General features: G+C 43.1%; 22 protein-coding genes and 1 other annotated feature. Of the genes, 19 read left to right on the plus strand and 3 right to left on the minus strand.

Annotated elements, in window-relative coordinates; genetic code table 11:
* Positions 1-280 precede the first annotated feature (280 nt).
* Positions 281-484, plus strand: a complete 204-nt coding sequence (locus tag C1712_RS09165; RefSeq protein ID WP_102268636.1) for a helix-turn-helix domain-containing protein — start codon at positions 281-283, stop codon at positions 482-484.
* Between the two features lie 50 nt (positions 485-534).
* The gene (locus tag C1712_RS09170; RefSeq protein ID WP_245858200.1) at positions 535-1,308 is read left to right on the plus strand and encodes a Fic family protein; all 774 of its coding nucleotides are present in this window, start codon (positions 535-537) and stop codon (positions 1,306-1,308) included.
* A 349-nt stretch (positions 1,309-1,657) separates the two neighbouring features.
* Here the strand turns inward: C1712_RS09170 and C1712_RS09175 are convergent, their stop codons facing one another.
* Both C1712_RS09175 and C1712_RS09180 read right to left on the minus strand, forming a co-directional pair.
* Positions 1,658-2,011 carry a nucleotidyltransferase family protein gene (locus C1712_RS09175; RefSeq protein ID WP_102268639.1) on the minus strand — a complete coding sequence of 118 codons (354 nt, stop codon included), beginning with the start codon at positions 2,009-2,011 and terminating at the stop codon, positions 1,658-1,660.
* Between the two features lie 18 nt (positions 2,012-2,029).
* Entirely contained in the window at positions 2,030-2,803 is a 774-nt protein-coding gene (locus C1712_RS09180; RefSeq protein ID WP_102268641.1) for a Cof-type HAD-IIB family hydrolase, read from the minus strand.
* 131 nt (positions 2,804-2,934) lie between these two features.
* On the opposite strand from C1712_RS09180, the gene glmU reads away from it, so the two are divergent.
* The 7 genes from glmU to C1712_RS09215 all read left to right on the plus strand — a co-directional run bounded on the left by glmU (position 2,935) and on the right by C1712_RS09215 (position 10,468).
* On the plus strand, positions 2,935-4,290 hold the full coding sequence (gene glmU, locus C1712_RS09185) for a bifunctional UDP-N-acetylglucosamine diphosphorylase/glucosamine-1-phosphate N-acetyltransferase GlmU (RefSeq protein WP_102268642.1): 1,356 nt from the start codon (positions 2,935-2,937) through the stop codon (positions 4,288-4,290).
* Positions 4,291-4,307: 17 nt separating this feature from the next.
* On the plus strand, positions 4,308-5,258 hold the full coding sequence (locus C1712_RS09190; protein WP_102268644.1) for a ribose-phosphate diphosphokinase: 951 nt from the start codon (positions 4,308-4,310) through the stop codon (positions 5,256-5,258).
* A 17-nt stretch (positions 5,259-5,275) separates the two neighbouring features.
* Complete coding sequence (locus tag C1712_RS09195) at positions 5,276-5,617, plus strand: DUF1622 domain-containing protein (RefSeq protein WP_245858117.1); 342 nt, start codon at positions 5,276-5,278, stop codon at positions 5,615-5,617.
* Positions 5,618-5,885: 268 nt separating this feature from the next.
* Complete coding sequence (locus tag C1712_RS09200; RefSeq protein WP_102268648.1) at positions 5,886-7,169, plus strand: dihydroorotase; 1,284 nt, start codon at positions 5,886-5,888, stop codon at positions 7,167-7,169.
* Between the two features lie 293 nt (positions 7,170-7,462).
* The gene (locus C1712_RS09205; protein WP_146003328.1) at positions 7,463-7,963 is read left to right on the plus strand and encodes a hypothetical protein; all 501 of its coding nucleotides are present in this window, start codon (positions 7,463-7,465) and stop codon (positions 7,961-7,963) included.
* 68 nt (positions 7,964-8,031) lie between these two features.
* Positions 8,032-8,234, plus strand: a binding site (T-box leader).
* Between the two features lie 39 nt (positions 8,235-8,273).
* Positions 8,274-10,253, plus strand: coding sequence for a methionine--tRNA ligase (metG, locus tag C1712_RS09210; RefSeq protein WP_102268652.1), 1,980 nt, complete (start codon positions 8,274-8,276; stop codon positions 10,251-10,253).
* Positions 10,253-10,468: a hypothetical protein gene (locus C1712_RS09215; RefSeq protein ID WP_102268654.1), complete on the plus strand. Its 216-nt coding sequence runs from the start codon at positions 10,253-10,255 to the stop codon at positions 10,466-10,468. Before metG ends, C1712_RS09215 begins: the two co-directional genes overlap by 1 nt.
* A gap of 235 nt (positions 10,469-10,703) precedes the next feature.
* Here the strand turns inward: C1712_RS09215 and C1712_RS09220 are convergent, their stop codons facing one another.
* Positions 10,704-11,546 (minus strand): AraC family transcriptional regulator, encoded by an 843-nt coding sequence (locus tag C1712_RS09220; protein WP_102268655.1) that lies wholly within the window; start codon positions 11,544-11,546, stop codon positions 10,704-10,706.
* Positions 11,547-11,769: 223 nt separating this feature from the next.
* On the opposite strand from C1712_RS09220, the gene C1712_RS09225 reads away from it, so the two are divergent.
* The 10 genes from C1712_RS09225 (at position 11,770) to ychF (ending at position 22,215) form a co-directional block, all read left to right on the plus strand.
* Positions 11,770-13,101, plus strand: coding sequence for a carbohydrate ABC transporter substrate-binding protein (locus tag C1712_RS09225; RefSeq protein WP_102268657.1), 1,332 nt, complete (start codon positions 11,770-11,772; stop codon positions 13,099-13,101).
* Between the two features lie 77 nt (positions 13,102-13,178).
* Entirely contained in the window at positions 13,179-14,075 is an 897-nt protein-coding gene (locus tag C1712_RS09230; RefSeq protein ID WP_102268659.1) for a carbohydrate ABC transporter permease, read from the plus strand.
* A gap of 11 nt (positions 14,076-14,086) precedes the next feature.
* Positions 14,087-14,965 carry a carbohydrate ABC transporter permease gene (locus C1712_RS09235; protein ID WP_102268660.1) on the plus strand — a complete coding sequence of 293 codons (879 nt, stop codon included), beginning with the start codon at positions 14,087-14,089 and terminating at the stop codon, positions 14,963-14,965.
* A 12-nt stretch (positions 14,966-14,977) separates the two neighbouring features.
* Complete coding sequence (locus tag C1712_RS12730) at positions 14,978-15,142, plus strand: DUF6903 family protein (RefSeq protein WP_178200356.1); 165 nt, start codon at positions 14,978-14,980, stop codon at positions 15,140-15,142.
* A gap of 11 nt (positions 15,143-15,153) precedes the next feature.
* Entirely contained in the window at positions 15,154-16,245 is a 1,092-nt protein-coding gene (locus C1712_RS09240; protein WP_102268662.1) for an ABC transporter ATP-binding protein, read from the plus strand.
* Between the two features lie 15 nt (positions 16,246-16,260).
* Complete coding sequence (locus tag C1712_RS09245) at positions 16,261-17,763, plus strand: UDP-glucose--hexose-1-phosphate uridylyltransferase (RefSeq protein ID WP_102268664.1); 1,503 nt, start codon at positions 16,261-16,263, stop codon at positions 17,761-17,763.
* Positions 17,760-19,901: a 1,3-beta-galactosyl-N-acetylhexosamine phosphorylase gene (gene gnpA / locus C1712_RS09250; protein ID WP_102268666.1), complete on the plus strand. Its 2,142-nt coding sequence runs from the start codon at positions 17,760-17,762 to the stop codon at positions 19,899-19,901. The genes C1712_RS09245 and gnpA overlap by 4 nt, the downstream gene beginning before the upstream one ends.
* 142 nt (positions 19,902-20,043) lie before the next feature.
* Positions 20,044-20,913 carry a bifunctional methylenetetrahydrofolate dehydrogenase/methenyltetrahydrofolate cyclohydrolase FolD gene (folD, locus tag C1712_RS09255; protein WP_102268668.1) on the plus strand — a complete coding sequence of 290 codons (870 nt, stop codon included), beginning with the start codon at positions 20,044-20,046 and terminating at the stop codon, positions 20,911-20,913.
* Positions 20,900-21,109: a DUF951 domain-containing protein gene (locus C1712_RS09260; protein WP_102268670.1), complete on the plus strand. Its 210-nt coding sequence runs from the start codon at positions 20,900-20,902 to the stop codon at positions 21,107-21,109. Before folD ends, C1712_RS09260 begins: the two co-directional genes overlap by 14 nt.
* Before the next feature lie 2 nt (positions 21,110-21,111).
* Entirely contained in the window at positions 21,112-22,215 is a 1,104-nt protein-coding gene (ychF, locus tag C1712_RS09265; protein WP_102268672.1) for a redox-regulated ATPase YchF, read from the plus strand.
* Positions 22,216-22,310 lie beyond the last annotated feature (95 nt).

Raw genomic sequence — 22,310 nt, forward strand, 5'->3', positions numbered from 1 at the left:
TTTTGCTAGACTTAGACATAATTTCTTCCATTTTTTTGCTCCTTTCTGTTTTGTTACCATATGGATTTTTGCTAGACTTAGACATCGGCTTTCCCTTCCCAGTCCAATACCCAGTTTTGTTACCATATGGATTTTTGCTAGACTTAGACTTGTGTTCTTCAAAAAATCGATCTGATCGGTTTTGTTACCATATGGATTTTTGCTAGACTTAGATCAGAAGCATTAAAACACATGATGCAAGAGCGTTTTGTTACCATATGGATTTTGCTAGACTTAAACAATGAAAATAACACTTACGTTAGCGGACATCATGAAGAAAAAGGGAGTTATCCCAGCGGAACTAGCCAGAAAAAGCGGGATTTCTCCGTCGGCGATCAATCACATTTATTGGCAGTTGGGGAAGCATATCAATCTGGAATATCTTGCCAAGATCTGTAAAGCGTTAAATTGTTCTGTTTCGGATATTCTGACGATAAGCAAATGAATTTGTGATATACTATGTGTTGTATATTAAGGAGTGATTTTGTGAAAGAAATGAAATTCAGAAATATGGCCGACTTTGAAAAATACTTATATGATTTCAAAATCATCTTTGCTTATCATTCAGGTAAAATTGAAAATGAAAATATTTCTTATCACAATACAAGGGATATTTTTGAATCCGGAAAAGTCGTTGGATATACCGGTGATTTAAGAACACTCTATGAAATAGAAAATCAAAAGAATTGTTATGAATTTTTGAAGCCATATATTTTAGATAAGTATGAAATAGATATTGATTTCATAAAAAAAGTGCATTATCAACTGACAAAAGGAACTTATGATGAATATAGATACAATATCAATGAAGAAAGACCGGGAGCATTCAAAAAGCATGACTATGTTACCGGAGTGAGCGAAGTAGGAAGTCGTCCGGAAGAAGTGGAAGACGATCTAAAAGAGTTATTAGATGAAATCAACTCACCAGGACTGGAAAATCACTTTCTTGCAGGGGTATATTTTCATGCCGTTTTTGAACATATCCATCCTTTTGCGGACGGAAACGGCAGAGTAGGACGCACATTGATGAACTATTATTTTATGATACACGATATTGCGCCGACGGTTATTTATAACGAAAGCAAAGACAGTTATTATCAAGCGTTGGAAGAGTTTGATACAAAAGAATCATTAAGTCCATTATTAGAATTCATCCGGCAACAACAAGAGAAAACATGGCTTCGGTTTTCGTCGAAGAGATCACGCACACTTGCTTATCAGATAAAAAGAGAAGCAGCAAAAAGCAGTCATAAAAACAGCAGTAAATAATTTAATATCACTTGATAAAAATTCGATTCTCGCACATAATGTGGATGTCAGGCATGGATAACTAGATAGTTAACGACTAATAAAAAGAAGAAGGCTGCAACCTTCTTTTCAGATTATCAACAAAGGGGGAAGGAGTCAACAGTCTGAACGCATCTAAGAAGCTGTGTTCTATTTCTTGCCGCAAAGTCCTTGAATCAGCCAAACAAAACACATGATCGGCAGACATACAAGCCACACAATGCCTTTAATAATTAATTTCATCTTTTTTCCTCCTGGTTCTTTCATTATTACTAGACCCTTTTACTATACATTGCATATATACTTTGTAATCAATTCCGCTACAACATCATCAGATTGCTTCATAAAGCAATATCCCTTCTTTTTCAATATCATTTTTTAGCCTTTCCGGGATCACGCGTTTATTGATAAAATCAATTTTCTTGCTAAATACGGTTTCTACATCATCCATAAACTCCATTCGTACGAATGCTTTTGTATCCGTATCATATTCCACGACTAAATCAATATCGCTTTCTCCTGTGGCGTTTCCTTTAGAATAAGAACCAAACAATATTACAGACTGAATATGGTATTTTTTGCAGAGTGGTTGTAATGCTTCTTTTATTTCTTCGATCGTGAGCAATTTGGTATTTTCATTTATGTAATTATACTGTGCTTTTTGGAATAATACATTCTGGCCCATATAGTACCTCTTTTGCTTTTATATCAAACATAATTCTTTACAGGCATCCCAAATGCCGTCTTCATCCACTCCACCGGTAACATGATCACTGACCGCCTTTAACGCATCATGCCCGTTCCCCATGCAGATCGCATAATCCGCATGTTTCGCCATTTCAATATCATTCAAAGAATCCCCGAAGCAAATATAGCCCTGTTCCCCCAAAGCGCGCATCATTTCTTCTATTCCCGAAACCTTAGAAAAACCATCAAGCACAATATCCGCAAAAGCGCTCATGCCGGGAATTGCCCGGATGCCGCTGATCTGATCAAATGCTCGGTAATCATATCCCATTGGCGCAAACACCATCATCATAATGACCGGGAAGCCGTCATATTCCGCAACCGGCTCCAGTTCCTCATGGATAAATTCATGCGTCTGGATCACATAATCATCCGCTTCATCGGTCAATATCGAATGATCCTTTCCTTCCAACAGCATGACCTGCTTATTTTTCTTTGCTAATGCAAGCGCCTCATAAACCGCATCCGCATCAATATATTTTTCAAAAATTAAGTTCTTTTCATGATCATAAAGCATTTGTCCGGTGTTGCATACATAACCATCCCAGTCAATTAGCTTGTCAAAGCCACCCAGCTGCAAAGAGCGCATGCCTCTGCCGGTCGCCAAGCATAAAATATGACCGGCTTTTCTTAGTGCCTGCAACGCCTGCTTTGTTGATTCTGCAACGATTCCGGTGGCTCCATCTACTAAAGTGCCGTCTACGTCAAAGAAAATTACACGTTTTTCCATACATACCTCACTTTCAAAGGATATTTTAACATATCTGTTTGGTAAATCTCCGTCGATTTCTTAAAAAAACGCAATAAGACTTTATTTTATGACCGATTTTGATAAAATATAGATTGGAGGTATATTTTATTATGAGATCAGCAATTATACTAGCTGCCGGTAAAGGCACACGCATGAAATCAGAATTAAATAAAGTCATGCATCCAGTCTTAAATAAACCGATGATCGGACATATCGTAACCAATCTGGAACAATGTCATGTAGATCATATCGTGGTAGTGGTAGGACATGGCGCAGAAAGCGTAAAAGAATATTTGAAAGATCGTGTTACCTATGCTTTGCAGGAACCACAGCTGGGAACCGGCCATGCGGTCATGCAGGCACAGACGCTTGCTTCTTTGAATGGCGATACGATCATATTAAACGGTGATGGTCCATGTATCCAAAAAGAAACGATCGAAGCTGCTTTTGAAGCAAATAAAGATTATGAAATGACTGTGCTGACATCAATTCTTCCTGATGGAGCCAGATATGGCAGGATCGTACGCAATGCGGCGTCTATGGTGGAAAAGATCGTAGAAGCGAAAGACTGCAGCGAAGAAGAGCTGAAGATCCGCGAGATCAACACCGGAATCTTCTGCTTCAAAAATCAACTGCTGTTTGAAAACTTAAAAGAAATCAAAAACGATAATGCACAAAAAGAATATTACTTGACAGATCTAGTGGAAATCTTTAACCGTAAACAGTATCGTGTAAATGCAATGGTGGTAAAAGATGGCGATGAAACGATGGGCTGTAATGACCGCATCGATCTGGCAAAGGCCAATAAGTGGCTACAGCGGAAAACCAACGAAAAGCACATGTTAAACGGAGTAACGATCATTGATCCGGAGCATACTTATATCGACGTGGATGTGGAGATCGGTCAAGATAGCGTAATCTATCCAAATGTGCACATTCAAGGCGTATCTAAGATCGGCAGCAAGGTGGAAATATTGCCTAATTCGTTTTTGCGCAATGTCCGCATCGAAGACAACTGCGTGATCGATTCATCGAAAATCGTAGAAAGCACGGTTGGCAAAGGCACAACGATCGGACCGATGAGCCATTTGCGCAACAATACGGAAATTTGCGAGAATGTACGAATCGGCAATTTTGTGGAATTTAAGAATTCACACTTCGGTGATGGCAGTAAATGTGCGCATTTAACTTATATCGGTGACAGTGATTTCGGCAAGAAGATCAATGTCGGCTGCGGTGTGGTAACGGTGAATTATGATGGCAAGCATAAATTCAGAACAACGGTAAAAGACGGCGCATTCATCGGCAGCAACTGTAATCTGATCGCACCGGTTACCATAGGGGAAAACGCTCTGCTGGCAGCAGGTTCGACCATCACTGACAGTGTAGAGGATGGAGATATGGGTATTGCCAGAGCCCGACAGACCAATAAGGAAGGCTTTGGAACCAAATATAAAAACAAATAGGAGAAAGGGAAAAGATCATGAAAAACAAAACGATTGTATTAGCATTAACATCCAGTGTTTCATTGGCGAATGAAATTGTCAGCCAGTTAGGATTGCCGCTTGGTCAATGTGAAGTACGGCACTTCGCAGACGGAGAGATCATGGTAGAACTGGACCAGTCGGTACGAGGAAAAGATGTGTTTATCGTACAGTCTACCTGCAATCCGGTTTCTTCTAATCTGATGGAGGTGCTGATCTGCATCGATGCCTGTAAGCGTGCAAGCGCCAACAGCATTACCTGTGTCATGCCGTACTTCGGTTATGCACGACAAGATCGCAAAGCCAAACCGCGTCAGCCGATCACCGCAAAACTGGTCAGCGATCTATTAGAGGTTGCGGGGGCAGATCGTATCATGACGATGGAACTGCATGCGTCGCAGATTCAGGGGTTCTTCGATATTCCGGTCGATGATATTACCGCCATCGGTATTATCGGACATTACTTCAAAGAAAAGAATCTGGATGATGTGGTCGTCGTATCACCGGATCATGGTGGAGTAACGCGTGCTCGTAAATTAGCGGAGATCCTGCATGCACCATTGGCAATTATCGATAAGCGGCGTCCAAAACCGAATGTGGCAGAAGCGATGAATTTGATCGGCGATGTAAATGGAAAACATGCGATCATCATTGATGATATTGTCGATACGGCGGGAACGCTGGTTTCCGGCATTGATATGCTTTATGAAAACGGGGCAAAAGCAGTGTATGCGAGCTGCGTGCACGGGGTATTGAGCGGACCGGCGATCGAACGCTTAAACAACAGCAAATTAAATGAATTTGTCTGTACGAATACGATCGATCAAAGTGCCAAAGAAGCACAACTGCCGATCATGACCGTATTACATGTAGGCGGTATGCTGGGTGAAGTCATCAGACAGATGGAAACCAACAGCCCGGTCAGTGAAGCTATCGCAAAATTCATGTAAGTATGTTGCATCATTACATGGAAATATGGCTCCCCGAAATCATATCGCTGATTGAAATAGCCGGCATTCTCATTATCGGCGTCGGACTGTTCAAGTCGTTTTATCATTACATCATTTCTTCCTTTACATCAAGGCGCTATCCGATCAAGTTAGAATTAGCCAATGCTTTGGCATTGGGGTTGGAGTTTAAGATGGGGGCGGAAATATTAAAAACGGTGATCATTCGTACGATGGATGAAATCATCGTGCTGGGAGCGATTATTTTATTACGGGCGATTTTGTCTCTTTTGATTCATTATGAAATGAAAGTGGATCATGAATATCGAGGAGAGAAGCTGGAAATTAAAGACCAATACTAATGCAATCGAAGAAGGTGCGATGCAAGATATCGCACCTTTTGTTATGCTCATGCGGCTGTAAAAGTGATAGGTGCATCGTGAGTTGGTGTATTTAGGGGGCAAGATTTCTGGAAGTTGCCGGATAAGTGCGTTTGTTAGAGTCAGATAAAAGAACTAGAAACAAAATAATAGAAAATGCTGATGGATGATGCGTACGATTTTCAGTCAAATATGATAAAATGTTATCGTATAGAAAAAAGAAAGCAGTTAGAAGAAAAGAGGGATGCGCATGTTAATTAAAAACGGCTATGTGATCGATCCTTCTCAGCAAATCAGCGCTTATGCCGATCTGCTGATTGAAGATGGCAAGATCAAAAAGATCGGCAAGCTGGAAGCAGAGAAAGAACAGGAAGTGATCGATGCGGCAGGCTGTGTGATAGCGCCGGGATTTGTGGATATCCATGTGCATTTTCGTGATCCTGGTTTTACTTATAAAGAAGATTTAGATAGCGGGGCAAAAGCTGCGGCGAAGGGTGGTTTTACCTCAGTTGTCTGTATGGCGAATACAGATCCGGTCATTGACGATCCAAACCAATTAACAAAGCTCTATGAAAAAGCGAAGCGGTGCGATGCCCATATTTATTTTGCGGCAAGCGTATCAAAAGGACTCGGCGGTAAACAGCTATGCGATTATCAGGCGCTGAAAGCAGCCGGTGCGATCTGTTTCAGTGATGATGGCAAGCCGCTTGCCGATCCGCTTTTTTTGAAGCAGGCAATGGAGCAGATCGTGAAAACAAAGCTGCCGATTTCACTGCATGAGGAACTGCCGCAGTATGTAAAAGAAGCGGGGATCCATGCCGGCAAGACTGCCGAAAAAATGGGGCTGCGAGGGGCAATGCGGGAAGCGGAATGGGAAATAATAAAACGAGATCTAAAGCTTGCGAAGGAAAGCGGCGCGCATATTCATATTCAGCATATTTCAACGAAAGAAGGCGTAGCGTTGGTGCGAAAAGGGAAAAAGGAAAAAGTGAAGGTTACGGCTGAAGCGACACCGCATCACTTTTCTTTGCGAGAAGATGCCATTATGAAGTATGGAACGATGGCGAAAATGAATCCGCCTTTAAGAGAAGAAAGCGATCGTTTGGCAATTATTGAAGGACTGCGGGATGGAACGATCGACGTGATCGCCACCGATCATGCTCCGCATAGCTCGGAAGAAAAAAAACAACCATTCCAAAAAGCGCCAAGCGGAATCATCGGACTTGAAACAGCCTTTTCGCTCGGCATGGAATATCTGGTAAACAGCGGAGCACTTAGTTTAGAACAGCTGATTGAAAAAATGAGCACAAAGCCTGCTTCGCTTTTGCACTTGCCGGCAGGCACATTGCAAGTCGGCGCAGCTGCGGATATCGTGCTGCTGGAACCCAAGGCCGACTATCAAATACAAAGCTTTGTCTCAAAATCCGCTAATTCTCCTTTCCTTGGCCAAACGATGCAGGGGAAAGTAAAAATGACGATATTATCCGGGAAGATCGTCTATCGGGAAAATGAAAAGGAATCAAGTAGGAAATGAGGAAGCAAAGATCAAGAGACTTAGAAAACAATCGAGCAGAAATAAAACAACCGGGATCAAAGATATTGTTATTTCCCGGGAAATAGGACGGATAGGATCGCGGCAGCGATAAACTTGCTTCTCATGAGCCTATTTCAGTGATTGATCCTAAATTAACAATATTCTTGCTTAACGGCAATGAAGATCATCAAAAGCGCATCACCGGCAAAAGGTTGATAGAAAGGAAAAGTATATTGCATCGTTATGCATATGCAAGCAAATGAAGCGATCACATGCAATATACAGGGAAAAACATGATCTATATTTATATCGTAGGCCCCTTATTTAATCAGGCAGAGGCGAAGCAGCGTATCTATGAGGGGACATATTTGAAAAAACAGTTGGATTTGATCGACACACCTTATCAGATCGTCAATCCGATCGAACTGCCGGTCAATGACGGCGCTGCTGATTCAATCGCTATCTATCAGGCAGACTATCGGCATCAATGCAAGGCAAATGTCGTATTTTTTGATCTTTCTAACAGTGATACCGGCAGCCATACTGCACTCGGTGTCATGCTGGAGAAAAAAAGGCAAAACCCGAAGATCCATCTATATCCGGTATTCAGCGATCAGCGTTTGAAGCGTAACGGTGCTTTTGGATTAGAAAGTACGGTTGGCTTCAACTCTTATGTCGTCGGTGCGTTAAAAGCGAATCAGATTGCGATATACGATACTTTTGAACAAGCCGCAGAACAGTTTTTCAAAGATGTGCGGGCAGGCGCTTTCCATGAAGATGACGGCATTTCATGAAAACAGTCATCAGATGTGATTTCGATAAAGTCCTTGTCAAAGGCTAGATCTTTCTATATAATAGAGAAGTAAAAGCGATGAAGAGAAGAGTACATTTCAGAAAGCGCGTAGAGAGCAGATGGATGGTGAAAATCTGTGGCAATCGGGAATGGAAGATGGCCTCGGAGCTGTTTTTTCGATAGGTAGAAAAAAACGCGGTGCCGGCGTTAAAGGCAAGAGGTGTCTATACAGACATGAATAAAGGTGGTACCACGAAGCTTTCGTCCTTTGGCGAGAGCTTTTTATTTTCATGAGAAATGGAGGAGAAAGTATGTGTGAAAAATGCGGAAAGCCATATTATTTGACGACAGCGATTGCCTATACATCAGGTAAACCGCACATCGGCAACACCTATGAAATTATTTTAAGCGATGCGATTGCCCGCTACCGCCGTTTACAAGGATATGATGTATTCTTCCAGACGGGGACAGATGAGCATGGACAAAAGATCGAAGAGAAAGCCAAAGAAGCGAATGTAACACCGCAGGAGTTTGTGGACGGTGTCGCGGCGGAAATCAAAAAGAACTGGGATATGATGAATACGTCCTATGATTATTTTGTGCGCACGACTGATGAGGCTCATGTAAAGCAAGTACAGAAAATTTTTAAGAAATTATATGAGCAGGGCGATATTTACAAAGGGAAATATGAGGGGCTGTATTGTACGCCGTGTGAATCGTTTTGGACTGAAAGTCAGTTGGTAGACGGGAAATGTCCGGACTGCGGCAGAGAAGTGCAGAAATCAGAGGAAGAAGCGTATTTCTTCAAAATGAATAAATATGCGGATCGCCTGATCAAGCATATCGAAACACATCCGGAATTCATTCAGCCGGAAAGCCGTAAAAATGAAATGTTGAATAACTTTTTGCGCCCGGGACTACAGGATCTTTGTGTATCCCGTACTTCTTTCAAATGGGGCGTGCCGGTTGATTTTGATGATAAGCATGTCGTGTATGTGTGGATCGACGCATTAAGCAATTATATTACGACGCTTGGATATGATGCCGATGGCAATCATGGGGCATTATATAAAAAGTATTGGCCGGCAGATGTGCATATCATCGGAAAAGACATTCTGCGCTTTCATACGATCTACTGGCCGATCATACTGATGGCGCTGGGAGAACCGTTGCCAAAGCAGGTGTTTGGGCATCCTTGGCTGCTGGTGGGCGATGGCAAGATGTCAAAATCAAAGGGCAATGCGATCTATGCGGAAGATCTGGTGCGCCATTTCGGTGTTGATGCGGTACGTTATTTCTGTCTGCATGAAATGCCGTTTGCGCAAGACGGTACGATTACTTGGGAACTGATGATCGAACGCGTAAACAGCGATCTTGCCAATGTGCTGGGAAATCTGGTAAACCGCACCATTTCGATGTCGAATAAATACTTCAAAGGTCTGATTACCAATCCCGGTGTCAAAGAAGCAGTCGATGAGGAATTGATCGAACTGGCAAAGGCCACACCGAAAAAGGTGGAAACAAAAATGGACGAGCTGCGTGTTTGTGATGCCATTGATGAGATCTTTGCACTGTTGAGAAGATGCAATAAATATATTGATGAAACTACGCCTTGGGTATTAGGCAAAGAAGCGGATCAACAGGATCGTCTGGCGACGGTGCTGTATCATCTGTTAGAGTGTATTCGTATCTCTGCGATCTTGTTATCAAGCTTCATGCCGGAAACTGCGGAAAAGATCTTGAAGCAGTTACAGACCAAAGAAACAAGCGATATGACATTTGGTTTGTTGGAAACCGGCATCCATGTATGTGAGAAACCGGAAATCTTATTTGCGCGTATCGACGCTAAGGAAATGATGGCAAAGATCGAAGAAGAGCAGAAACAGGCGCAGAAAGAAAAAGCCAAAGAAGCAAAGAAAGAAGCAAAAGCTGCAGAAAAGAAAGAAGCAGCCGCAAAGGAACAGATCAATTTTGCGGACTTTGAAAAGATCGAACTGAAAGTAGGTGTGATCAAAGCGTGTGAAAAGCATCCAAATGCGGATCGCCTGCTGGTATTCCAAGTAGATCTGGGTGAAGAAAAGCCGCGGCAGATCGTTTCCAGCATAGCGAAGTTTTATGAACCAAGCGAAGTGATCGGCAAACGGGTGATCGTCGTAACCAATCTGAAACCGGCTAAATTCAGAGGCATGGAGTCAAACGGCATGTTGCTGTGTGCAACGGTTGGTGATGATGAGGACCTGGATCTGTTGACGATTACCAAAGACTTTGCCGGCGGAACCAGTGTTGACTGATGTCTGCTTATAAAAGATATATGATCCTGCATGGCATGCTGGCGGTGCTGGGCGTGTTTATGATCGTGAAGGCCGATCGGTTGAGTGATACGCCTATCGCCTTTGTCGTGATCGGACTGTTCTGCATTGCCGTTGCGGCGGGGAAAATGGTATTGTTGAAAAAGACGATGCAGGATGATGTGGAGGAAGAAACAGATTCGCTTGATGACAGATAAGCAGCAGGAGCATACGATAAGAAGAATGAAAAAAGATCGTGAAGAAAATAAGTCTTGGTATCTGGTCATTAGCGCTGTGATATTATCTATGAGCAGGTTTAGCGGCGAAGGATAAGAAAGACAAATAAAAAAGACGATACCCGTCGATTTGAGAGGGAGGAAATGCTAAGGCATATCCTTTCAGATGGATCGTCTTTTTCTTTCTGCTTCTATAAGCATCTTTGTAAAAGTCGTATCAGCTTTCTTCCGCTTGTCTTTGCAGCTTGCGATAGGCATTAGGCGATAAATGGGTGGAACGGCGAAATGCCTGGGTAAAATAAGACTGTGAGGAAAAACCGACGATATTGGCAATATCCATGATGCGGTGATTGGTATTTTGCAACAGCATCTTTGCTTCTTCGATCCGCAGCTCCAGCTGGTAATTGATCGGTGAAACACCAAAGTGTTTCTTGAAGGCATGCACCAGATAATACTTATTTAAGAAAGCGGCTTCGCTTAACTGATCAAGGGTAATTTCCTCTTTGAAATGATCTTCGATATACTTCTTCAAGAACAGACATTCCTGTGGAATCTGTTTGGCGGAGGTCAATTCAACACGTGCGGAAGTGCGACGAATGACGTTTAAGATCAAGATCTCAAGCAGATCATGCTTGATCAAAGAGGAGAGCTCATCTTTATTGCTTGCTTCTAACAGCAGTGTTTTCAAGTAAAATAAGACCTCGTGCTTATAGTCATAGTAATTATGCAGGACGAAGTCATTATCGCCGAACTTGCTTTTCGCAAAGAAATTCAGGTGTTCAATGCCTAAGACGATATATTCCAGATTACTGCCGCGGGTGCTTTGTTCCGTATGCGGCACATGTGGATTTACCAGGATCAGATCGTCTGCCGAAATATCATAGCAGGCCTCTTTGACGATGAATTTGCCTTTTCCGCTCAGCACATAGAATAATTCGGTAAAAGGGTGAGTGTGCGGGATAGACAGCCAGTTGGCATCATAACTGGAATGTTTGACATAAAGCAGTTTTGTGCCGGGCAGGATGTCCGCAAAGGATGTTTCATTGGCTTCTTTGTTCATATCAATACCTCTTTTTTCTTTATTATACGAGAACTGCGGAATAGGTACAAGCAAGAAACATGTCTTTTATGACGGATACAGTAAAAAAATTTAATATTTTTGCGTTATCGTTTTAATATGAAAGCAATATATATAAAGTTTGTAGCAATAAAAATCTATTTTTAAGCGCTTACATCATGTATATTGATACTAGGAGTTCTACCATGACACAAGGAGGAATTTTATGAAAAAATTAGTCATGATGGGTATGTGCGCACTGATGGCTGTCGGTGTGTTGGCAGGCTGTTCGACTGAAACAGAATCTGATAACAATACCCTAACGATCGCCGGATTGGAAGGCGGTTATGGTAAAGAAGGCTGGGAGGCAGTTGTAGCTGAATTCGAAAAAGAATACGATGTGAAAGTGGAATTGACCCTTTCTAAGACAATCGAAAAAGAACTGCGTCCGGAAATCCAGGCAGGCAATGTTCCTGATTTGATTTACTTGTCAGTTGGATCTACAGAAGGTTTGACCGATACGATGATCAAAGAAAAGAACGTACTGGAAATCAATGATGTACTGGATCTGGAAGTTCCGGGAGAAGATGTAACAGTTGGCGATAAGCTGATCGACGGAATCGAAGAAAACTTAAATACGATGCCTTATGGTGACGGCAATCTGTATTTGATGCCGATCAACTATGGACCTTGCGGTCTGTATTACAATGCCGGTCTGTTTGAAGAAAAAGGCTGGTCAGTACCGACTACCTGGGATGAAATGTGGGAACTGGGCGACAAAGCCAAAGCAGAAGGAATCTATCTGTTCACTTATCCTACTACCGGTTACTTTGACGCATTCTTCTCTGCATTGTTAAATGAAACTGCAGGACCTGATGTTTACTCTAAACTGATGGCTTACGACAGTGCAGCATGGAAAGAAGCTTCCGTTAAAGAAGCATTTGAAATCGTTGGAAAACTGGCTCAGTACACAGAACCGACGACAGTTGCAAACGCAAATGGTGATAACTTCAAGAAAAATCAGCAGTTGATCCTTGACAACAAAGCGCTGTTCATTCCTAACGGAAACTGGTTACCGGGCGAAATGGCAGAAGCACCTCGTGCAGACGGCTTCAAATGGGGCGTAACTGCATTGCCAAAAGTCGGTGAAGACGGAACTGCTTATGCAACGACCTTCACAGAACAGATCTATATCCCGAAAGATGCAAAGAATGCAGATCTGGCAAAGAAATTCTTAGCATTCATGTATTCTGAAAAAGCGGTTAAAGCATTCTATGAAAACGGCGGTGCGCTGATGCCGGTCAAAGGTATCACGGACGTTATGGGTGAAGATGATGAAAACCGTGTTTACAACGGTGTTTATGAATCAGGCGCAAGCGCTAACGGCGTAGGCTTCATGGTTATGGATAACATGCCGGAAGGTGTAAACGTATCAGATGCAAACAAAGGTATCCTGTATGCGACAGTAAACTCTGTAGTAAACGGTGAAAAGACTGTTGATGAATGGTACAATGAAGTAGTCGCAGCCGTTGAAAAGATTGAAGAAGCAAACAAATAAGAATTAAATCAGTGAAACAATAAAGAATATAGCGTTGGAAAATATTCCAACGCTATTTCTGAAAAGAGGGATAATCAATGAACAAGAAAAAAGCGAAAAAATGGTTTGTGATTGCCTGTCTTTCCCCGGCAATGATCCTATTTGCGATATTCATGCTATATCCGACAATTAGTATCTTTGCCATGTCTACATTCAGATGGGGCGGGCTTTCTTCCAACAAAGTATTTGTGGGACTGCATAATTTTCAGACACTGATGCAGGATATGAATTTTATTCGCGCATTGCAGAATACGATTTTCATCATTGCGATCGTTACGGTCATTACGATGGCGATTGCGATTTTGTTCGCATCGATTCTCGTGCGGGAAAAGATCAAGGGGCAAAATTTCTTCAGAGTGGTATTCTATATTCCTAATATTTTGTCAGTTGTCGTAATTTCATCTATTTTCTCAGCAATCTATGATCCTTCCGAACAGGGAATGATCAACAGTGTCTTGTCGATGTTGAATGGCGAAGGCTGGGAAACGATCAAATTCTTAGGGGATTCTAAGATCGTCTTATATGCGATCGTAGGGGCGATGATCTGGCAGGCGATCGGTTACTATATGGTCATGTATATGGCGAGCATGAGTACGATTCCGGAACACCTGTATGAAGCGGCTGCTTTGGAAGGAGCGGGCAAGGTGCGTCAGTTCTTCTCGATCACGCTGCCGATGATTTGGGACAACATTCGTACGACGCTGACATTCTTCGTGATTTCAACGATCAATTTATCGTTCCTGTTCGTAAATGTCATGACGAACGGCGGACCTAACGGAGCAAGTGAAACAGTATTGAGTTATATGTATAGCCAAGCTTATTCCAATGCGAGCTTCGGTTATGCAATGGCGATCGGTACCGTGGTATTCATTTTATCATTTGGTCTTTCTTTTGCGATCAACCGGGTAACCGAACGTGATAATATTGAAATTTAGGAGGGCGCATTATGGAAAAGAAAAAACAGAAAAAACAACTCTCTCTCTATAAAATTTTCATCTATGTCGCCTTATTGACGCTGGCGATCAGCATTCTTGTACCGGTGCTTTGGGTATTTATGGCATCCGTGAAAGAAAATGCGGAATTTTACCGTAATCCATGGGCGCTGCCGGCAGGATTCCATTTTGAAAACTTTGTAGAAGCGTTTACGGAAGCGAATATGGGAACCTTTATGTTAAACTCTGTGCTTGTAACGGCACTCTCGCTTATCATCTTGCTGGTGGTGTCGCTGCCGGCGGCCTATGTACTGGCACGCTTCCAATTCAAGGGCAAGAAATTCTGGAATACGCTGATGATGGCGGGTCTGTTTATCAATGTAAACTATATCGTTGTACCGATCTTCCTGATGTTGAATGATGGAGATCGTTTCCTGCGGCAGTTTAACTTAAAATTCTTTTTGGATAATCCGATCATGCTTTCCGTCGTTTATGCGGCTACGGCAATTCCGTTTACCGTATATCTGCTGAGCAGTTATTTCCGTTCTTTGCCGAAGGCATATGAAGAAGCGGCGTTGATTGATGGCTGCGGTTATTTTAAGACGATGTTTAAGATCATGATTCCAATGGCGAAGCCAAGCATCATTACGGTGATCTTGTTTAACTTCCTGGCATTCTGGAACGAATATATCATTGCCTTGACCTTGATTCCGGGACCGAATAAGACACTGCCGGTCGGCTTGCAGAATTTGATGGCAGCACAGAAAGCGGCTACCAACTATGGTCCGCAATACGCGGGACTTGTCATCGTTATGCTGCCGACGCTGATCTTGTATATCTTAGTGCAGAAAAAATTGACGCAGGGCATGACCCTTGGCGGATTGAAGGACTAGGAGGCAGAGGCTATGGAAAAAGGAAAAGTGATTTTACTAGCGCTGCTCTTTGTCATCAGCATGGGATTGGTGATCTATGGCCAGCAGACAGTAGGCTATGGCTATTTGGCAATGGAAATCGTCGGGTTATGCGGTATTTTATTTGTTGTGTACTGCTATAACCGCCAATACAAATAGGAGGGTGTAGAATGGCGACATTATCATTAAAAAATATCAATAAAATTTACGATAACAACGTACAGGCAGTATTTGATTTTAATTTAGATATTACCGACGGAGAATTTATCGTATTCGTAGGTCCCAGCGGATGTGGAAAATCTACGACGCTGCGCATGATCGCAGGATTAGAGGACATTACGAGCGGTGAATTTTATATTGACGGCAAACTGATGAATGATATCGCGCCGAAGGATCGCGATATTGCCATGGTTTTCCAGTCTTATGCGCTTTATCCGCATATGAGCGTCTATGATAATATGGCATTTGGCTTAAAGATCAAAAAGACGCCGAAAGAAGAAATCGATCAGCGTGTAAAGGAAGCTGCGAAAGCGCTGGAGATCGAACAGTATCTGGATCGTAAACCGAAAGCGCTGTCCGGCGGACAAAGACAGCGTGTTGCGCTTGGACGTGCGATCGTCAGAAATGCGAAAGTGTTTTTGATGGATGAACCGCTTTCCAATTTGGATGCGAAGCTGCGTGTGCAGATGCGTTCTGAGATCATTCGTCTGCATGAGCGTTTGAAAGCAACGACGATTTATGTAACGCATGACCAGACCGAAGCCATGACGATGGCAACACGTATCGTCGTTATGAGAGGCGGCTATATCCAGCAGATCGGAACACCGAGAGAGATTTACCGCAATCCTGCCAATATGTTTGTAGCGGGATTCATCGGTGCGCCGGCTACCAATTTCTTAAAAGGCGTATGTCATGGCAAAACATTTGAAATCGGCAGCAAGACGATCGAACTGCCGGAAATGTTCCATGATGTATTGAAAGACTACGAAGGAAAAGAACTGTACCTGGGCATTCGTCCGGAAGACCTCTATGAAGAAGGAATCGTTGCGGAAACTTATCCGAGCGCGAAACTGGATTATGACATTGAAGTGCATGAATTGCTGGGACATGAGATCATTTTACATGGCAAAGCGGAAGGACAGAAATTGCAGGCAAAGATTTCCGCTCGTCAAAATGTGGAATCCCATACGACGATCGCACTTACGATGGATATGAGCAAGGTGCATTTCTTTGATCCGGAAACGGAAAACCGCATTGATTAAACGGAGCGTGATGTTATGGACAGCTTGATTGCTTCGCTGCTCGCGTATGGCAAAAAGCATCAGTTATATGAGGAAGCAGATACGGTGTATGTAACCAATCAGCTGCTGCACCTATTGGGAAAGGAATCCTATGAAGAAGCAAAGCCGCTGGCGATGCCGATTGAAACGATCTTGGAAAAGCTTTGTGATGCGGCAGTTGAAAATAAGCGCTTAGAAGATACGAAACGGCAGCGTGATGCCTTTGACAGCGCCTTGATGAATGCGATGATGGCGCGCCCTTCCTCGATCATTGCACATTTTGAAGCGTTATATGCAAAAGATGCGAAACAGGCAACCGACTGGTTTTATGAACAGTCTATCGCAAGTCATTATATCCGGATGGACCGTATTGCGAAAAATATCTGTTATCGAGCCGATACACGTTTTGGAACATTGGATATTACGATCAATTTATCAAAGCCGGAGAAAGATCCAAAGGATATTGCCGCGGCTTTGCATGCCGCAAGCAGCACTTATCCAAAATGTGTGATCTGTCGGGAGTGTGAGGGTTATTATGGCAATGTGAATTGTGATGGCAGAAGCAATCACCGCATCATACCGCTGGAATTAGATCATCATCGCTGGTATCTACAGTATTCTCCTTATGTCTACTATAATGAACACTGCATTGTGTTGAATGAAGCGCATACCCCGATGAAGATCACGAAACAAACCTTTATGAATCTGTTATCTTTCGTAAAACAGTTTCCGCATTATTTCCTCGGTTCAAATGCCGATCTGCCGATCGTAGGCGGTTCTATTTTAAGTCATGATCACTATCAGGGCGGTTGTTACACATTCGCAATGAGCGAGGCGAAGATCATGAAGCAGTATGACTGTTTTATCGAACAGGGAATCGAAACAGAACGTCTATACTGGCCGCTTACGACACTGCGCTTAAAGGGAAAACAGATCGAAGCGCTGTGTGATGCGGCTGAGGTAATATTGCGGACATGGCGCAGTTACAGTGATGAAAGTGTTGGTGTCATAGCAAAAAGTGATGCTTTGCATAATACGATCACACCGATCGCAAGACAGCGAAACGGTATTTATGAACTGGATCTGGTACTGCGCAACAACCGTACGAGCGAAGCGCATCCATTAGGGATCTTTCATCCACATGAAGAGATCCACCATATTAAAAAAGAAAATATCGGCTTGATCGAAGTGATGGGCTTGGCGGTATTGCCGGCTCGCTTAATTCGTGAATTAGCGGATATGGAGCGTTATGTGTTGGGACAGCCGACACAGGGTGAGATTGGTACGCATATAGATTGGTTAAAGGCACTGATGGAAAAGCATACCTTTACGCAAGCAAATGCGGCAGAGATCTTAAAACAGGAAATCGCAGAAGTGTTTGCGGAAGGATTGGCACACTGCGGTGTATTCAAGCTAGATCATGCGGGAGAAGAAGCGTGTGATCGCTTTATGGAGCAGGTATTGCAAAATACGACGACGAATACAGGAGGACGAACATGAAAACTGGTAGAGTTACCGTGCCGACTGATGTTGATGTAATCGACGATACGATCAAGATCATCAACCGCTGGAAGGCAGATGCGATTCGTGACTGCGACGGAACCGATATGCCGGACGCATTGCGAAAAATGAATATCAAACAATATGCGACTTATTATACGACAAGAAAAGATAACGCATGGGCAAAAGCGCATCCGGAAGAAATCCAGCAGATGTACTTGATGAGCGATTATATCACAGCCAAAGGCGAAGAACTGCGCATTTCGATCATGAAGCACTACTATGATCAACAGTTAAAGCCGAATACGATCGATGATATTCACAGATGGTGGGAAGTCATTGACCGTACAACTGATGAACCGATACAAGACTGGGAATATGATGAAGAAAAAAGAGAAGTCATCATTCATCATGCGATTCCCTATCATGCCTATACGGTAAGCTTTTTGGCATTTGTGATCTGGGATCCGGTTCATATGTATAACGCTTTGACAAATGATTGGAAAGACGAAGAGCATCAGATGACCTATGATGTACGTCAGCCTAAAACACAGGCATATGTAAAAGAAAAACTGCGTAAATTCGTACAGGAAAGAGAAGATGTCAATGTCGTGCGGTTTACGACTTTCTTCCATCAGTTTACTTTGCAGTTCAATGAATATGCAAAGGAAAAATTTGTGGACTGGTTCGGATATAGCGGTTCAGTCTCCCCTTATATATTAGAGAAGTTCGAAAAGGAAGTCGGCTATCCGTTCCGTCCGGAATACATCATCAACAAAGGCTTTCATAATTCCACTTTCTGTGTACCTACCAAAGAGTTTAAGGATTTTCTGGATTTCCAGCAGCGTGAGGTATGCGCACTGGCAAAAGAGTTAGTGGATATCTGCCATGAAGCGGGAAAAGAAGCGATGATGTTTTTGGGCGATCACTGGATCGGTACGGAACCGTTTGGCAAATACTTCAAAGAAATCGGATTAGATGCGGTAGTCGGAAGTGTGGGAAACGGTACGACGCTGCGCTTGATTTCCGATATTGAAGGAGTCAATTATACGGAAGGTCGTTTCTTGCCGTATTTCTTCCCGGATACGTTTTATGAAGGCGGCGATCCGCTGAAAGAAGCCAAAGAAAACTGGGTAACGGCGAGACGGGCGATCTTGCGCAAACCGGTGGATCGAATCGGCTATGGCGGTTATCTGAAGCTGGCTTTGCAATTCCCGGAATTTATTGACTATATTGAACATGTTTGTGATGAATTCAGAGAATTATATGAACACGTTAATCAGCAGACACCGCATAACCTTTTGACGGTAGGAGTCTTAAACTGCTGGGGAGAACTGCGCAGATGGGGTACCCATATGGTGGCACATGCTTTATGGTATAAGCAGATTTATTCTTACAGCGGAGTGCTGGAAGCTTTAAGCGGAATGCCGTTTGATGTGAAATTCATCAGTTTTGATGATCTGCGCAAAGACGCTTCGATCTTAAACGATGTTGATGTGCTGATCAATGTCGGCGATGCTTATACCGCATTCAGCGGCGGTGAGGAATTTGATCCGGAAATCGTTGCGATCTTGCGCCGGTACGTGGATGAGGGGAAAGGGTTTATCGGAATCGGTGAACCGACCGCCAATGCGAAAGGCGGAAAATGCTTTGCCCTTTACGATGTTTTAGGTGTCGATCAGGAACTGGGCTTTACCCTTAGCCATGATAAATATAACTGGGAAACGCATCCGCATTTTATCAGCGAGCAATTAACGCATGAGAATTTCGGTGAAGAGGTCCGCAATATTTATGCGTTAGACGGCACGATCGTCGTTTGTGAAAAAGAGCAGAATATCAACCTTGCGGTCAATGCTTATGGAAAAGGCCGAAGCGTTTATATGAACGGTCTGCCATTCAGTTTTGAAAATGCGCGTCTGCTTTACCGCAGTATCTTTTATGCGGCAGGGAAAGAAGCGGAAATGAAAAAATGGTACAGTGAAAACTACAATGTAGAAGTCAATGTTTATCCTTCTACGAACAGTTATTGCGTAGTGAATAATACTTATGAGCCGCAGGATACGATCGTATATAAAGGCGATGGCAGCAGTTTTGCACTGCATTTAGATGCTTGTGAGCTGAAGTGGTTTACCATTTAATGAAACAGAAGCGATCCATAAGGGGAAAGGGTCGCTTTTTCTCATTTCAGAAAAAGCAAAAGAAAAAACATCAGGACAGTCGGTTTTCATTGCGTGAAAGTAGGGTTTATGATAGTATTTGAAAAGAAAAAGGAGGGATCTTATGGCAAATATCGTATATGGAAATGAATTAGCGGTACAGATCAAGGCAGATATCAAAAAGAGAATCGATCAAATGAAGCAACAACAGCGTCGTTTGCCGAAGTTAAGCGTCATCATTGCCGGAGAAGATCCTTCTGCTCTTTCTTATATAAAAAGCAAAGAAAAGGCGTGCGAGGAAGTAGGCATCTTAAATGGTCTGATCACACTGCCGCAGGATGTGGAAGAAGCTGCCCTGATCGATGCGATCAAGCAATTAAATGCCGATGACAGCGTAGATGGGATTTTGGTACAGCTGCCTTTGCCAAAGCAGATACATGAAGAAAAAGTACTGGCGTGCATTGATCCGAGCAAAGATGTAGACGGTTTTCAGCCGGTCAACCTCGGGAAACTGCTATTACAGCAGAAAAGCTTTCAGCCATGCACGGCAAAAAGTGTGATGCGGATCCTAAAAGAAATCGGAATGGAAGATCTAAGCGGCAAGCATGCGGTGGTCATTGGCAGAAGCAATATTGTCGGGAAACCGGTTGCTCAGCTGCTACTTAAACAGCATGCGACCGTAACGATCTGTCACTCTAAAACAGCTGATCTAAAGAAGTTTACAAAACAGGCTGATTTGTTGGTCGTAGCCGTCGGAAGGGCGCGTATGATCGATGCGTCTTATGTAAAAGCGGGCGCCGTGGTAATCGATGTAGGTGTAAATCGCGATGAAAACGGGAAATTATGCGGAGATGTTGATTTTGCTTCCGTGGAGCCGCTTGCTTCATATCTGACGCCGGTTCCAAAAGGCGTAGGGCCGATGACCAGTGTGATGCTTTTGGAAAATACGCTGGAAGCATATGAAGAAAGGGAGAAGATGTATGGGCGATTATGACTTGAATGATATTGTGGAAATGAAAAAACAGCACCCTTGCAAGAAATCCAAATACTGGAAGATCATTCGTATGGGTGCGGATATTCGCATCAAATGTTTGGGATGCGGCACATCCGTGTTATTTCCGCGCTATGAATTTGAGAAGAAATTAAAACGCATTGTGGAAAAAGCAGAACATACAGAAGGGAAGGAATAAAGATGGCATTGACAGCAGGAATCGTAGGTTTGCCGAATGTCGGAAAATCAACTTTATTTAATGCAATTACAAAATCACAAGTAGAAGCCGCAAATTATCCGTTTGCGACCATTTCTCCGAATGTGGGAGTCGTAGAGGTGCCGGATGCGCGATTAGATCGTTTAAGCGCATTATTTCATCCTAAGAAAACCATTCATGCGACGTTTGAATTTACCGATATTGCCGGGTTGGTAAAAGGCGCAAGCAAGGGAGAAGGCTTAGGCAACCAGTTTTTAAGCAATATTCGTTTGACCGATGCCATTTGCCATGTGGTCAGATGCTTTGATGACAGTGATATTACCCATGTCGAGGGCAGTGTCGATCCGATCCGTGATATTGAGATCATCAATCTGGAACTGATCATGGCAGACTTACAGACCGTGGAAAATCGTTTGGGTAAGATCGAACGCAAGGCGATGACCAATAAAGACAAAGAAGCAATGGCAGAAGTGGAACTGTTAAGGCGTGTCAAGGAAGCGCTGGAAGCAGAGAAACCGGCACAAAGCGTGGAAATGGATAAGGAAGAACGGCTGCAGATGAAAAACTATAATCTGCTTACGATGAAGCCGATGATCTATATTGCCAATATGTCCGAGGAAGAAATCGCTGCACCGCAGGACAATGCTTACTTTAAGCTGGTAAAGGAATATGCGGCTGCGCATAACAGCGAAGTGGTGCCGATCTGCGCCAAAGTGGAAGAAGAATTAAGCAGTTTGTCAAAAGAAGAAAAAGATGCGTTTATGCAAGAAATGGAAATGGGGGAAAGCGGTCTGGATCAGGTCATCAAAACAGCTTATCGCATTTTGGATCTGTGTACGTTCTTAACTGCCGGTGAAGATGAATGCCGGGCATGGACGTTTCGCAAAGGCATGAGCGCGCCGCAGTGTGCCGGTGTGATCCACACCGATTTTCAAAAGGGCTTTATCCGGGCAGAAACCTATCGTTTTGAAGATATTGACGAATTAGAAAATGAACATGCGATCAAGGAAGCGGGACGGCTTCGATTAGAGGGAAAAGACTATATCGTGCAGGATGGCGATGTGCTGCATTTCCGCTTCAATGTCTAATAGCAGAAAAAAGATGTCTTGTGAAAACAGGGCATTTTTTGCGTATCGACAGATGATAAGCAAGCAGCGAAAACATAAAGAAAAACGATGTCAGC

The organism is Massilicoli timonensis, assembly GCF_900199515.1.
Lineage (GTDB): Bacteria > Bacillota_I > Bacilli_A > Erysipelotrichales > Erysipelotrichaceae > Massilicoli > Massilicoli timonensis.